Origin of the sequence: Faecalibacterium sp. BIOML-A4 (assembly GCF_009679665.1) — a bacterium.
Classification (GTDB): Bacteria; Bacillota; Clostridia; order Oscillospirales; family Ruminococcaceae; genus Faecalibacterium; species Faecalibacterium taiwanense.
In genome coordinates this window covers 26,408-40,018 of sequence record NZ_WKZG01000017.1, presented here as the reverse complement: position 1 = coordinate 40,018, position 13,611 = coordinate 26,408, and the positions used below count along the sequence as shown (strand labels likewise).

The following is a 13,611-nucleotide window of genomic DNA, read 5'->3' as shown; positions in this document are numbered from 1 at the left end:
CATTTAGATCATTTCTTTTTCAGCTGTTCCGCCAGCCCATCCCGGGGCGTGATGTAGACCGTGGTGTACACCTCGTACAGCACCATGCCGGGTTTGGCACCGCTGGCTTTCCAGATGTTTTTCACCTCGGTGGTGTCCACCGCCACCTTGGCGCCGGCGCCCGCCTTGTAGGTGCTGGAGTAGATGACTGCCAGCTCCGCGGCCTCCTGCTTGGTGGTGTCCGGGATCTCCTCGCCCCGGCTCATGACCACAACGTGGCTGCCGGGGGCCTTCTGCACATGGAACCACAGGTCTTTGCCCCGGGCGGTGTGCAGGGTGAGCTTGTCGTTCTGGGCGTTGTTGCGGCCCACCAGGATCTCAAAGCCCTCGGTGGAAGTGAACCGCAGGAAGTCTGCGGGCTTCTGGCGCTTATCCCGCTGCTTGTAGTATTTCAGGTAGCCCTGACTCTTCAGCTCTGCCCGGATCTCGTTGAGGGCCGCCTCACCGGAAGCGGACTCCACCTCGTAGAGCACCGTTTCCAGATAGGCGATCTCCTTTTCACCCTCTGCCAGCAGGTCCACCAGCATCCGGGCGGCGGTCTGCTTCTTTTTATAGTTCTTGAAGAAGTTCTGAGCGTTCTGGCTAGGTGTGAACCGCAGGTCCAGCGGGATGGTCACTTCCTTGCCCTCGTCGTACCAGTTGGGCACGGTGATGCTCTTCATGCCCTTCTGGGCCAGATAGAGGTTTGCCGAGAGCAGCTCACCGTACAGACGCAGCTTTTCGCTCTTGCCGCTGGCAGCAAGCTCTTCCTGACGGGCGGCCTGCTTGCGCACGGCGCGCTCGTACATATTGTGCACGGCCTTGTGCAGCTCCTTGCTTTTGGTGCGCAGGCGTTCCGCGCGGTCCTTCTCAGCGTAGTAGCCCTCCAGCATGGCGTTGAAGGAGGGCCACTCCTTTATAATATATTTTTCGCCGTACTGCTGCGGGCGGAAGAAGGTATACTCGATGGGCTTGCCGCTGGGGTCGGTGACGCTGCAGGGCGTACCGCCGGTTGCGTGCTCTTCCTTCAGCTCGTCGATGGCGGCCATAAGCTTGCGCTTCTGTTCCTCGGTCAGCTCATTGGCGGGCAGATGTTCGCCGTCAAAGGCACGCCATGCAGCTTCGCGGCAGACCACCGGGCCAACACCGGCCACGGTCTTGTTGAGGGCATCTGCCACCGGCAGATCTCTCTGGCAGGCTGCTGCCACGATGGACGCACTGCTCACCAGCAGGAAGTCCGGTCTTGCAGGCTTGGGCGGCGTGGTGTAGGGCAGGCCCGGCAGCAGCTGGCGCACATCGCTGTCCTCAAAATCCACGCGCTTGAGTGCGTCAATGATCTTGCTGTTCTGCACCAGAACCAGATTGGAGTAGCGGCCCATCAATTCGGCACACAGGGTGTTGCGCACAAGGTCGCCCATCTCGTTGGTGCACTGGAAATCAAAATAGACGATGCGGTCTCCCGGCTCCATGTGCACGTCCAGCAGCCTGCCGCCGGTGAGATGCTTGCGCATCAGCATACAGAAGGAGGGCGGCGTTTCCGGGTTTTCAAAGCTTTCTTCGGTCAGGCACACGCGGGCGGAACCGCTGCGGGCTGAAAGCAGCAGCGCATAGGTATCCGTGCGGGTACGCAGGGTGAGCACCAGCTCATCACGGGTGGGTTCAAATAGTTTTGCGATCTTGGCGTCGGTCAGCGTTGCTTTGAGCTCTGCTGCCGTAAGGGCCAGTGTCGCGGCATCCAATGCCATAGTGTTTACCTCGTTTAACGATTTTAAATGGCCGCCGCATTCGCTTTGGCCATAATCAGCGGAATTTTTATTTGTATTTGTAATTCGGCAAAGCCTGCGGGCTTTGCCGAATTACTCTTTCACAGAAGAGGCTGCAGCGGCAATCTTCATCTCAGCCGGAAAATCGCTGCAAGAAAAAGCAGCGGCTTTTCCTTACAAATACGTATACGGATCCCGGTTTTCAGTGCTCACCAGCACTTCCAGCTCCGGCAGGGCGGCGCGCAGCTTTGCAGCCACGGCGGCAGTCACCGGAAATTCGGTGGCATAGTGGCCCGCCGCAATGAGCGAAAGGCCCAGCCGCTTGGCGTCGATGGCATGGTGATGGTTGGCTTCGCCGGTCAGCAGGCAGTCCGCGCCCATAGCAATGGCATCTGCAAACAGGCTTCCGCCCGCACCGCTGATGACCGCCAAGCGCTTGACCGGCTTACCCGCATCCACAAACTTCACCTGCACCGCCGGGCCGTTCTTCGGCTGGTTGCAGCGCGCAGCAAGCTCCTGCTGTGCCTTGCGGGCAAGCTCCGGAACCGCGATTTCTTCAATGGCTCCCACACGGCCGCAGCCCTCGGCAAAGGTTTCCATATTCTTCATGTCAAAGATGCCTGCCAGCACTTCGTTCACGCCGCCCTCGGCAGCATCCAGATTGGTGTGCATACAGATGGCAGAAATGCCTGCCTGCACCAGCTGGAAAGGCACATCCTGCGGGCCGATCTTTTTGAGCGGATCAAAAATGACCGGGTGGTGGGACACGATCATCTCACACTGCTTTGCGGCGGCTTCGGCCACCACTTCGGGGGTGATATCCAGTGCTGCCAGCACCCGGTGCATCTGCCCGCCGCAGTCCACCAGCAGGCCGGGATTATCCCAGTGTTCCGCCAGCTCCAGCGGCGCGATGGCCTGCATTGCTTCGTATACCTGATTAACTGTTATCATCCTTCTGTCCCCTCTTTTAAAATTGCATCGATCTCGGCGGCAAGCGGACTGCCATCCGGCACGCCAAGGCGCATCCGGGGCAGCTTTGCCTTCTGCCAGTCGGCGTAGCCTTTTCCCTCGGGCCACTCTCCCGTACTGCCAAACAGGCACTCGGCAAAGGTGGGCGCATACACCCTGCCGGTGTACTCCGCCGCCATCACCGCGTACCAGCGGCCCGCCGCCTGCACCGGGCGGTCGGCTGCAAAGGAGAAGCCATGCTCCCACAACCAGCGGCGCAGCGCGTCGTGGCGGGTGGCCGGGATCATGATGATCCGCGGCCCTCCCACGGTGAACACCCACGGGGCTTTCTCTAAAATTTCCCAAGTGGTCTGGGCGGAAACGCCCGCCAGCACGATGCTGTCTACTTCGTTCTCCGTAAGCACAGAAAGACCGTCGCCAAGCCGAAGCTCAGCGCGGTCTTTACAGCCTGCATGTTCCAGCGTCTGCTCTGCCTTTGCCAGCGGGCCGGGCCGCAGGTCGGCACCGATTACCTTCGGGTATTTTCCCGAAGCCGCCAGCACCGCCGTCAGCTTGCCGTGGTCGCAGCCGATGTCTGCCACCGGCTCTCCCGGCCGCACAAGCTCTGCGGCGGCAGCCAGACGCGCATCCAGTGTGGGCAGCAATTTATGCCTTCTTTGCGGCCAGATGCTCGTTCAGCTTCTCGATCAGCTCATCGCAGTCCACGCCGTGGACAGCACAGGCCTCCTCGATGCTCTCGCCGCGGGATGCAGGGCAGCCCAGACAGTGCATGCCGATCTCCATGAAGTAAGGAGCGGTGGTCTGGTCCATATCCAGGATATCGCCGATGATGGTCTCGCGGGTCACCTGCTTTGCGTCCTTGTGTTCTTCCTTCTTGAGCATATTGAAAATATCAAACATGATGGTTTTCCTTTCCTGTTGGGTAAAATCACGGCATAACCTACCGTTCTTCTATACTATACCCTAAACCGGTACTGTTTTTCAAGTATCTGCTGGGATTTTCAGCGTTTACTGGTAATTCTTATCCAGCGAGAAGCCGCGCCCGCTCACCTCGGTCACATGGCTCACGATCATAAAGCAGGTGGGGTCGATGGCATGGGCCAGCTTTTCCAGCTTCGGCAGCTGGCGGTTGCTCACGATGCTCAGCAGCACCTGCTCCGGCTCGTGGCTGTAGCCTCCCTCGCCATGCAGCACGGTCACACCGCGGTCCAGCTGGGTGAAGATGGCCTCGCGGATATCATCGGCGTGCTGGCTGATGATCTTTACCTCGGTGCGGGTAGTGCCGAAGATGAGCACCTTGTCCAGCACCACCGTATACACGATCACCATCACGATGCCGTACAGACACTGCTGCAGCGGGCTGAACGCCGCCTGCAGGCAGAGGATGAGCATATCGAACACCAGCATACTGGCCGACACCGGAATGTGGAAATATTTGTTCAGCACCAGCGGAGGGATGTCCATGCCGCCGGTGGATGCGCCTGCCCGGATGGTGATGCCCAGCGAAATGCCTACGCCGAGGCCTGCAAAAATGGTGTTGAGCACCAGATCATCGGTGAGCACAAAGCCTGTGAACACCCGCTCCCACAGAGCCAGAAACAGGGGGCTGAGCACGGTGCTGGCAATGGTGGTGATGGCAAAGCGCCGCCCCAGCAGCACCCAGCCCACCGTAAGCATGGTCATGTTGATGACGAACAGCACACCGGACACCGGCAGTCCCAATGCACGGTTGATGCCCAGTGCGATGCCGGTGGCACCGCCGGTGATCAGGCCTGACGGCACAAGAAACAGCACCACCGTGAGCGCATACAGTGCATTGCCCACGATGATGGACAGCGAATTGAATGCGATCTGCTGCTCATATGAAAGCTTTATCATCTTTTGTCCCTCATTCTTGAATTTCTTTCTTCTATGATAACGAAAAAATCCGCATTTATCAAGCGTTTTGCCCATAAATGCGGAATAATCCCGGAATAAATTACATTTTGTTGTTTACTGCGCAGAAGTCTCCTGCACCGGTTCCTCGTCCTCCAGCAGACGCAGACCGGCGGTATCCGTCACCGGCAGCGAGAACACGATCGCGCCCGCCTTTGGCCCGGCACCGTCCATGATGGCTTTCATGATGCGGTTCTTTTCCGGCGTGCGGGCCACGATGAGCACCAGCTCCTTTTCGTTCACCAGCTCCACGCCAAGGAACTGGGCTGCGCCTTCCATGCCGGTACCCTTGGCGTGGATCACCGTGCCACCGCCAGCACCTGCTGCGCGGGCGGCATCCATAATGGCGCCGGTGTGGCCCTGATTGGCGATTACCAGCAGCAGTTCGTAACGGGTATCCTTCAAGGTGCTCTCCTCCTTCAATGTCAGCGGCTGGTGCTGGGTGAGGAACATCAGCGCCCTTCTGCCGCCGATGCTGCTCAGCGGCACCGTGAATGCAATGCCGGTGCCCGGCACGTCGATGCGCATTTTGCGGCGCAGGTCTGTCCGGACGGCCTTCCATGTATCCTCTGTCACCACCGCCAGCAGCACGGCCTTCTCGGTCTTTTCCAGACCCAGCGTGGCCAGCGTTTCCCGCACCGCTGTGCCGCTGCCCACCGTGCGCAGGTTCACATCCACGCCGCGCTGCTGGTACAGCTGCAAAAAGGCATCGGTGGAGCGGCGGTCGGTGATGGTCACCATCAAAAACAACGAACTCATGCCGCGCCCTCCTTACAGTTCAATGATATCATCGTCCGGCAGACCGGCAAAGGCCGCACCCATGGCCGCAGGCTGCAGCCGCCGGGCCTTGCGGGTGCGCAGCTGTGCCACAAGACCCATCAGCTGCACCGTAATGAGCGGGGTCATGGCCACCATGGCCACCACGCCGAAAGCGTCGGTGACGATATTGCCGCCCACGGCCACGCAGGCACCCTGTGCCAGCGGCAGCAGGAAGGTGGCTGTCATGGGGCCGGATGCCACGCCGCCCGCGTCAAATGCAATGGCGGTGAACAGCTTTGGCACCACAAAGGAGATGCCGATGGCAAACACATAGCCCGGCACGAGGAACCACAAAATGGAAATGCCGGTGAGTACCCGCACCATGGCAAGGCCCACCGAGATGGAAACACCTGCCGAAAGGGCTGTGCCCATGGCCTTGGCCGAAATGGCACCGTCGGTCACCTCTTCCACCTGCTTGTTCAGCACATAGACGGCCGGCTCAGCCTTGACGATGAAGTAACCGATGAGCATTCCAATGGGAATGATGATCCAGCGGAAGCTCTGCCCGGCCAGCACCTGACCCAGATAATTACCGGCGGGCATAAAGCCCACATTTGCGCCGGTGAGGAACAGCACAAGGCCCACGTAGGTATACGCAAGACCCACCGCAATGCGGCCCAGTGACCGGCGGTCCATGTGCAGAGCCACAAATTGAAAAATGCCGAACATCACGATGATGGGCAGCAGCGAGACAGCGATCTCTTCCAGATACGTAGGCAGGCTGACATGGAACAGCTGCCACAGCTCCACCGAGTCGCTCACCTCCGGCAGCACCGGCGGGATATAGGTGCTGTCCGAGGCGCGGAACACGATGCCCAGAATGAGCACTGCCAGAATGGGGCCGATGGAGCACATGGCCACCAGACCAAAGCTGTCGTCCGCCGCGTGGCGGTCGCCGCGGATGGACGAAACACCCACGCCCAGCGCCATGATAAAGGGCACAGTCATGGGGCCGGTGGTCACACCGCCGGAGTCAAAGGCCACAGCAAGAAATTCCTTGGGCACAAACGCCGCCAGAAGAAAGATCATGCCGTAGAACAGCACCAGCAGCTTTGGCAGCGAGATGCCAATGAGCATACGCAGGAAGGCAAACACCAGAAACAGGCCCACGCCCGCCGCCACCGATAAAATAAGGGTGCGGTTCGGGATGGAGGGCACCTGATTTGCCAGCACCTGCAGGTCCGGCTCCGAAATGGTGATGAGGAAGCCCAGCAGAAAGCCGATGCCCAAGATCACCGGCAGCTTCCGGCTTTTGGTGATCACCGCACCCACGCGCTCGCCCATGGGGGTCATGCTCATCTCCGCGCCCAGTGTGAAGAACATGATGCCCACCACGATCATGGCGGCCCCCAGCAAAAAGCACAGCAGGATGCTGGGCGACACCGGCGCAATGGTAAAGCAGAGCACCAGCACGATGGCTGCAATGGGCAGCACTGCCTGTAGCGCTTCCAATAGTTTTTCCCGCAGTTTCGGGAGGGATGCTTTCAGGATAGCGTCCACCGCCTTTCACCGTTTTATATCCATTTTGTACAAATCAGAAACAAGTATATGAATAGTATACAAAGCAAAAGCCGCCCCGTCAACAAACGGAGCGGCAAAGATCGGCAAAGACGCAAAAGCTTTACAGTTTCTTCCAAGTTTGTCTTTATTTCGTCAGATCTCCTGCTTTGCCAGCACGTCCGAGGTGGGGGTCTGGAACACCGGGATATTGGCATAGGGGTCAGCCACTTCTTCTGCAGGCAGGCTCTTCATGTAGGCATCCATGCTCTCGGCCACCTTCTTGGCCACAGCCACCGCCTCCACCACGGTGCGTGCGCCCATCACGGCATCACCGCCGGCAAATACGCCCTCGCGGGTGGTGCTGCCGTCCTCGCTGACGGTGAGCAGACCCTTCTGGTTGGTCTCGATGCCGGTAGTGGTCTTGACGAGGTTGCTCTCCGAGCCCTGGCTGACCGACACGATCACGCCGGTGTGGGGGTAGAAGGTCTCGCTGCCCTCCACCTGCGTAAATTTACCGTCCTCGCCCTTGACGGTATCGCGGCAGATCAGGCCGTTCTCACGGATCTCCACCGGTGCTTTGCAGAAGCGGAAGCCCACGCCCTCCAGCTTTGCATAGCTCACCTCGTACTCGGAAGCACTGATGCAGCTCTCGTCGCGGCGGGCATAGCAGGTGACGTGGCGGGCACCGTTGCGGATGGCGGTGCGGGCGCAGTCCATGGCAGAGTTGCCCACGCCGATCACGGCAACATCGCTGCCCAGACGGAACGCCTTGGAGTTTGCCAGATAATCGATGCCAAAGGCTACATTTCCCAAAGTTTCGCCCTTGATATGCATGGCGTTGGCCTTCCACAGACCGGCACCGATGAACACGCTCTTGTAGCCGTCGCGGAACAGATCATCGATGGTGATGGTCTTGCCGATGGTGGTGTTGGGCCGCACCTTGATGCCCTTCAGCTCCAGATGGCGGTACTGGAAATCGTCCAGCACGCTGTCCGGCAGGCGATAGTTGGGGATGCCGTAGCGCATGACGCCGCCAATCTTATCCCGGGCATCAAAGATGGTCACATCGTAGCCCCAGCGTGCCAGCAGCACCGCAATGGTCAGGCCCGCCGGGCCGGAGCCAACGACTGCCGCCTTCATGCCGTTTTTGGGGGCAGGGCCGGCGGTCATTTTGTTGGCGTAGGTCGTGGAAATGTAGTCTTCAATAATGGAGAAGTGTACCGGGTCGTGGCTTGGCATCCGGTTGCGCACGCAGTGGCCCTCGCACTGGTTCTCGTGGTTGCACACCAACGCACAAACGGTGGTCAGCGGGTTATTCTCAAACAGCATTCTGCCAGCTTCGTCCATCTGGTTTGCCTTGAGCAGCCGAATGACCTCCGGGATGTTGGTGTGGATGGGGCAGCCCTGCTGGCACAGCGGCTTTTTGCAGCCCAGACAGCGGTTGGCTTCGTCCAGAACGTGAAGTGCCATGAAGTTTCCTCCTTATTGCGTGCGGTTTTCTGATTCCGTTCTCATTTGTTGTATCCAACATTGCATTGCTTTAATCATACACCACAAACCGTCCGGGCACAAGTGTTTCTGCATAAAATTTCTTCGATTATTTTTTGTCAATTCGTCAAAAAGATAATTTTTTGACGATATACTCCCCCCATCGGCCCGGGCACCCGGCGGCACAGTGCGCCAAAATCGCTGGCTCCTGCCTGTGCCGCCGCCATGCGGGCGCAGGCATCGTTTTCTTTTTCCAGCTTTGCCAGCGAGTGGCTCAGCGGCAGGGATGCATGCTTCAGCAGCGGAAGTGCTTCCCGCCTTGCCCCCAGCAAATGCAGATAGGGCGGCAGGGCAGGCACGATCTCCGCCGTATAGCCCAGTGCCGCATCCATAGCAAGACGGCGCATCCGGGCCCGGGGGTAACGCACAGTGGTCAGCGCGTCCAGCAGCTGGGGCAGGCCGGTGCAGCTGCGCACGGCGTTTTCCAGCCGGTGGTCCAATCCCTCGGAAACGCCCCGCACTGCGGCAAAAGGTTCCGGTCGTGCACAGGCCGCCCGCAGCAGAGCCAGCTCACACCGGCCCGCAGCGGCATGATCCGTATACATTCCGTCGATTTCCGCTTTTTTGTACAACTCCAGTGCTTTTTCCGGCACATAAGGAGTCAGCGCATCCGCGCCCTGCTCTGCCCAGAGGGCGCGCAGCGCGCTGGCACTGGCAAACTGGGCGTGGCCGCTTTCGGCAAGGGCCTGCCCGTGGCCCGCCCCCACGCGGGGCAGCGGCACCGGGGTCATGGGTGCCTCCTGTTCCAGAATGGCCTTGCAGTATTCTACTGCCAGATTGTTGTTGGGCTTATCCAACAGCGCGGCCAGTGCCGTGCCCGGGCAGAGCGCTTCCACCGCCGCCTGCCGCGCCGCCGCAAAGCTGCGGGCACCGGCTGCAAGCTGGCGCTTCAGCTCGGTGCGGTAGGCCTCGCTGTTCAGTACCCGGGCAGCTTCCATCAGCAGGGCTGCGTCCGGCGTCTCTGCCCCGAACACCAGCGCATCACACCCGGCGGCGGCAAGGATGCGCACCCCCGCCCGGGCAAAAGCCTCTGCCCCCGCACAGGCACAGGGCGCAGGCAGCGCAAATATCAGATCTGCCCCGCACTGCAGGGCGGCCTGCACCCGCACCGCTTCCGGCAGCAGCGGCAGTGCGCCGCGCTGGGTCAACCCGCAGCTCATGGCCACCGCCACATGCTGTGCTCCCAGCGCTTTTGCCTGCGCCAACTGCCATGCATGGCCGTTGTGAAAGGGGTCGTACTCTGCAATGATACCGGCAAATTTCATAGATAAGCTCCTCTGCAGGGCTGCTGCGCCCTCGGAAAGATTGTTAAATTTATATCGTATATACAGAAAACTGCAGTGGTTTTGCGCATTTGTGGGCAGGATGTACAAAAACCTTGTACACAAGCTTTACCGCTTTGCCCGGGTTGCGGCTTGAAAAGCCGCCCACCCTATTATATAATAAACACAGGAATCTGTAAAATTCTGTCCTCAGGTTTAAAAAGAGGACAGACCAAAAACATACAGGAGGCAACACAGATGAAAGTTCTGGTTATTAACTGCGGCTCTTCTTCCCTGAAGTATCAGCTGATCGATATGGACGGCGAGAAGGTGCTGTGCAAGGGCCTGTGCGAGCGCATTGGCATGGAAAGCAGCATGATCACCCACGAGGCCAACGGCCATAAGGCCACCACGCCCGCCATCTTCCCCACCCACACCGAGGCTTTTGCCGAGGTCGTCAAGAAGATGACCACCGGCGAGGGCAAGTGCATCAACGACGTCAGCGAGATCGATGCCATCGGTCACCGTGTCGTGCACGGCGGCGAGAAGTTCAAGGAGAGCTGCCTGATCACCGACGAGGTCATCGAGACCATCCGCGAGCTGAGCCCTCTGGCTCCCCTGCACAACCCCGCCGGCATTCTGGGCATCGAGGCCGCACGCAAGGTGTTCGGCAACATCCCCATGGTGGCTGTGTTCGATACCGCTTTCCACAGCACCATGCCTCCGAAGGCTTATATGTACGCCATTCCGTATGAGTACTATGAGAAGTACGGCGTGCGCCGCTACGGCTTCCACGGCACCAGCCACAAGTACGTTGCTCACAAGGCTGCCGAGTATCTGGAAGAGCCTATTGAGCGCCTGAAGCTGATCACCTGCCATCTGGGCAACGGTTCCTCCATTGCCGCTGTGGATCAGGGCAAGGTCGTGGACACCTCCATGGGCATGACCCCGCTGGCCGGCCTGATGATGGGCACCCGCTGCGGCGACCTGGACCCCTCTGTGGTCAACTACCTGAAGTACACCCTGAACATCACCGGCCACGAGCTGGACGAGATCCTGAACAAGAAGTCCGGCCTGCTGGGCATCTCCGGTGTTTCCAGCGACAAGCGTGACGTGGAAGAGGCAGCTGCTGCCGGCAACAAGCGCGCACAGCTGGCTTCCGACATGCTGAACTACCAGATCAAGAAGACCGTTGGCGCTTACATCGCTGCAATGGGCGGCGTGGATGCCATCGTCTTCACCGGCGGCATCGGTGAGCACGACGCGATCGCCCGTGCAAAAGTCTGCCACCACATGGATTGGCTGGGCATCCGCATCGATACCGAGAAGAACAAGCACCCCGTGGGCGATGTGTGCGAGATCACTGCCTGGGGCGCAAAGGTGCGCACTCTGGTCATTGCTACCGACGAGGAGCTGATGATCGCCCGCGACACCAAGGAAGTCCTCGAGAAGTAATCGTTTTCCAAAGGGCTTTGCAGGGGGCTGCTGCACGGAATGTGCGGCAGCCCCTTTTTCATCTTCCGGCAGTTATTTTACCCAAATCAGCCCTGTCGGATTGTGCTATCTATACAAATAACAAGGCGAATGGTTGTTTTTTGGTTGACAAATTTCAAAAAGAACGGTACAATAGAAAAGTCCTCAATTGGAGGACGTCCATTCATTCAAGCCCCTGGTAAGCTTACTGATCAGCGCGATGGTCCCAAAACCAAAGGTATGGTTACAATCCTTCCGTGGGCAAGAACTAACTAAAGAGGAGATACTACTATGTTTGAAGACAAGACTCTGGTCTGCAAGGACTGCGGTAAGGAATTTGTTTGGACTGCTGGTGAGCAGGAGTTCTACGCATCTCGCGGCTTCGAGAATCAGCCCCAGCGCTGCAAGCCCTGCCGTGACGCCCGCAAGAACGGCGGCGCACGCAGCAACAGCGGTGAGCGTCAGATGTTCGATGCTGTCTGCGCAGCTTGCGGCAAGGCTTGCAAGGTCCCCTTCCAGCCCCGTGAGGACCGTCCGGTCTACTGCTCTGACTGCTTCGCTCGCATGAAGCAGAACTAAGCGCTGGTTTTTATTTAAATCGGTAACAAAAGGCCCGCTGTCGAAAGGCAGCGGGCCTTTTTGTATTCAGAGCTTCTCCTGTCTGCTTACGCAGCCATGACGGAAGGAGTCTTTCACACCAGCGGCGCAATGAACTTGAGCAGGATGCCCGCCAGATGCAGCAGCTTTTTGCCCTGCCAGATACTTTCTCTCGTCTGCTCCACCCTGCGGCACCGGGTGAGCGTATCCTGAAAATCCGCTTCCATGTTGGCAATGCAGTCGGTGCCGCGCATCCAGACCGCGTTTTCAAAGTGATGGTACAGGCTGCGGTAGTCCAGATTGATGGTACCCGCCACAGCTTCCACTCCGTCGGCGATCACGATCTTCGCATGGGTAAAGCCGGGCTGCCACTCGCTGATCTTCACACCCGAAGAAATCAGCGCCTTGTAGTGGGTCTTGGCCAGTGCATAAACGAACCACTTATCCGGCTTGCCGGGCAGGATCAGGTGCACATCCACACCGCGCTCTGCCGCAAAGCGCAGGGCCGTTTCCAGCTCGCCGTCCAGGATCAGATACGGCGTGATGATGTGCACATACTTCCGGGCGCGGTTGAGCATATCCATGTACACCATTTCGCCCACCCGCTCACCGTCCAGCGGGCAGTCTCCGTAGGGCACCACAAAGCCCTTGGCGTTTGCTGCCGCCGGGATGGGATCGGACAGGAACTGCTCAAACTCCGGCTGGCACAGGATGCTCCACATCTGCAAAAACAGTGCCGTCATGGAGCGCACGCCTTCGCCTTCCAACATCAGGGCCGAGTCCTTCCAGCGGCCATACTTTTCTATGTGGTTGATGTACTCATCTGCCAGATTCACGCCGCCGGTAAAGCCCACCTGGCCATCAATGACCAGAATTTTGCGGTGGTCGCGGTAGTTGTAGTGAGTGGAAACAAAGGGCGTGACCGGCGAGAACACCTTGCACTGGATGCCCAGCGCTTCCAGCCGGCTGGGGTAATCCCGCGGCAGGGTGGAAAACTCACAGGTGCCGTCATACATCACACGCACATCCACCCCCTGCGCCGCCTTGCGGGCCAGCACTTCCAGAATGCGGCCCCACATCAGGCCTTCATCCACGATGAAATATTCCAGAAAGATGTATTTTTTTGCCGTTTCCAGCTGGCGCAGCATTTCATCGAACATAGCTTCGCCGCCGTTGAAGTAGGTGGCCACCGTATCGGCATAGACCGGAAAGCCGCCTCCCTTGCCCCGCAGATACCGTGCCAGCGGCACCGCTTCGGGTGCCTGCTCCTGCAAAAGCTCCACGGTCTGCTCATTCTGCGGCAGCCGGGCGCCGGTCTGTCCCTCCAGATCCAGCAGGCGGTGCTTCAGGGCATTGTGGCCCACATCACTTTTGGTGTACCAGAACAGCGGCACGCCCAGCACCGGCATCAGTGCCGTGACCACCAGCCATGTGATGCGCACGCTGTTGTCCATGTCCTGATTGAGCAGATAGACCATCATTGCCGCTGTTACCAGCAGGGTGCCGCCAAAATAATGCGGCAGCAGCCCACCGAACCACTGCAGCAGGCTGAACAGCGCGAACGCCTGTAAAAGCAGCAGAACCAGCACCAGACCAAAACGGCTGAAAATAGCGTGTACCACGCCCTTCTGTCCCCGTTTGAGCAGGCGGATGCCGCCATCCTCAAACACCCGGACCTTGTCCTTCATATTTTGCTGAAATTGTTTTTTCTGCATGGCATTTTCCCT

At 59.0% G+C, this 13,611-nt stretch carries 12 protein-coding genes; 2 read left to right on the top strand and 10 right to left on the bottom strand.

The window, feature by feature from the left end:
• Window positions 1–8 precede the first annotated feature (8 nt).
• The 9 genes from GKG34_RS11775 to GKG34_RS11735 form a co-directional block, all read right to left on the bottom strand.
• A complete protein-coding gene (locus GKG34_RS11775) occupies window positions 9–1,763 on the bottom strand; it encodes an NFACT RNA binding domain-containing protein (RefSeq protein WP_154256315.1) in 1,755 nt (584 codons plus the stop codon).
• A gap of 192 nt (window positions 1,764–1,955) precedes the next feature.
• On the bottom strand, window positions 1,956–2,732 hold the full coding sequence (locus GKG34_RS11770; RefSeq protein ID WP_154256313.1) for a Nif3-like dinuclear metal center hexameric protein: 777 nt from the start codon (window positions 2,730–2,732) through the stop codon (window positions 1,956–1,958).
• Entirely contained in the window at window positions 2,729–3,394 is a 666-nt protein-coding gene (locus GKG34_RS11765; RefSeq protein WP_097774394.1) for a class I SAM-dependent methyltransferase, read from the bottom strand. The genes GKG34_RS11770 and GKG34_RS11765 overlap by 4 nt, the downstream gene beginning before the upstream one ends.
• Window position 3,395: 1 nt before the next feature.
• Complete coding sequence (locus tag GKG34_RS11760) at window positions 3,396–3,650, bottom strand: DUF1858 domain-containing protein (RefSeq protein ID WP_005938058.1); 255 nt, start codon at window positions 3,648–3,650, stop codon at window positions 3,396–3,398.
• Window positions 3,651–3,758: 108 nt separating this feature from the next.
• Complete coding sequence (locus GKG34_RS11755) at window positions 3,759–4,628, bottom strand: YitT family protein (protein ID WP_044953275.1); 870 nt, start codon at window positions 4,626–4,628, stop codon at window positions 3,759–3,761.
• Window positions 4,629–4,742: 114 nt separating this feature from the next.
• Window positions 4,743–5,444, bottom strand: a complete 702-nt coding sequence (locus GKG34_RS11750) for a P-II family nitrogen regulator (RefSeq protein ID WP_154256309.1) — start codon at window positions 5,442–5,444, stop codon at window positions 4,743–4,745.
• Window positions 5,445–5,456: 12 nt separating this feature from the next.
• Window positions 5,457–6,956: a DUF1538 domain-containing protein gene (locus GKG34_RS11745; protein WP_243139259.1), complete on the bottom strand. Its 1,500-nt coding sequence runs from the start codon at window positions 6,954–6,956 to the stop codon at window positions 5,457–5,459.
• 201 nt (window positions 6,957–7,157) lie between these two features.
• Window positions 7,158–8,474, bottom strand: a complete 1,317-nt coding sequence (locus tag GKG34_RS11740) for an NAD(P)-dependent oxidoreductase (RefSeq protein WP_154256306.1) — start codon at window positions 8,472–8,474, stop codon at window positions 7,158–7,160.
• Window positions 8,475–8,611: 137 nt separating this feature from the next.
• Window positions 8,612–9,817 (bottom strand): nucleotidyltransferase family protein, encoded by a 1,206-nt coding sequence (locus GKG34_RS11735; protein ID WP_154256304.1) that lies wholly within the window; start codon window positions 9,815–9,817, stop codon window positions 8,612–8,614.
• 255 nt (window positions 9,818–10,072) lie between these two features.
• Here GKG34_RS11735 and GKG34_RS11730 point away from each other — a divergent pair, with 255 nt between their 5' ends.
• Both GKG34_RS11730 and GKG34_RS11725 read left to right on the top strand, forming a co-directional pair.
• Window positions 10,073–11,269, top strand: a complete 1,197-nt coding sequence (locus tag GKG34_RS11730) for an acetate kinase (RefSeq protein ID WP_097781256.1) — start codon at window positions 10,073–10,075, stop codon at window positions 11,267–11,269.
• A gap of 309 nt (window positions 11,270–11,578) precedes the next feature.
• Entirely contained in the window at window positions 11,579–11,866 is a 288-nt protein-coding gene (locus tag GKG34_RS11725) for a zinc-ribbon domain containing protein (protein ID WP_005921120.1), read from the top strand.
• 113 nt (window positions 11,867–11,979) lie between these two features.
• Here GKG34_RS11725 and GKG34_RS11720 read toward each other — a convergent pair whose 3' ends face one another.
• Window positions 11,980–13,599, bottom strand: a complete 1,620-nt coding sequence (locus tag GKG34_RS11720) for a phospholipase D-like domain-containing protein (protein WP_154256302.1) — start codon at window positions 13,597–13,599, stop codon at window positions 11,980–11,982.
• Window positions 13,600–13,611: the final 12 nt, after the last annotated feature.

Coding starts and splice junctions, on each gene's coding strand:
- GKG34_RS11725 (WP_005921120.1), top strand. CDS start 11,579: ATGTTTGAAGACAAGACTCTGGTCTGCAAGGACTGCGGTAAGGAATTT.
- GKG34_RS11735 (WP_154256304.1), bottom strand. CDS start 9,817: ATGAAATTTGCCGGTATCATTGCAGAGTACGACCCCTTTCACAACGGC.
- GKG34_RS11755 (WP_044953275.1), bottom strand. CDS start 4,628: ATGATAAAGCTTTCATATGAGCAGCAGATCGCATTCAATTCGCTGTCC.
- GKG34_RS11760 (WP_005938058.1), bottom strand. CDS start 3,650: ATGTTTGATATTTTCAATATGCTCAAGAAGGAAGAACACAAGGACGCA.
- GKG34_RS11730 (WP_097781256.1), top strand. CDS start 10,073: ATGAAAGTTCTGGTTATTAACTGCGGCTCTTCTTCCCTGAAGTATCAG.
- GKG34_RS11720 (WP_154256302.1), bottom strand. CDS start 13,599: ATGCAGAAAAAACAATTTCAGCAAAATATGAAGGACAAGGTCCGGGTG.
- GKG34_RS11750 (WP_154256309.1), bottom strand. CDS start 5,444: ATGAGTTCGTTGTTTTTGATGGTGACCATCACCGACCGCCGCTCCACC.
- GKG34_RS11770 (WP_154256313.1), bottom strand. CDS start 2,732: ATGATAACAGTTAATCAGGTATACGAAGCAATGCAGGCCATCGCGCCG.
- GKG34_RS11775 (WP_154256315.1), bottom strand. CDS start 1,763: ATGGCATTGGATGCCGCGACACTGGCCCTTACGGCAGCAGAGCTCAAA.
- GKG34_RS11740 (WP_154256306.1), bottom strand. CDS start 8,474: ATGGCACTTCACGTTCTGGACGAAGCCAACCGCTGTCTGGGCTGCAAA.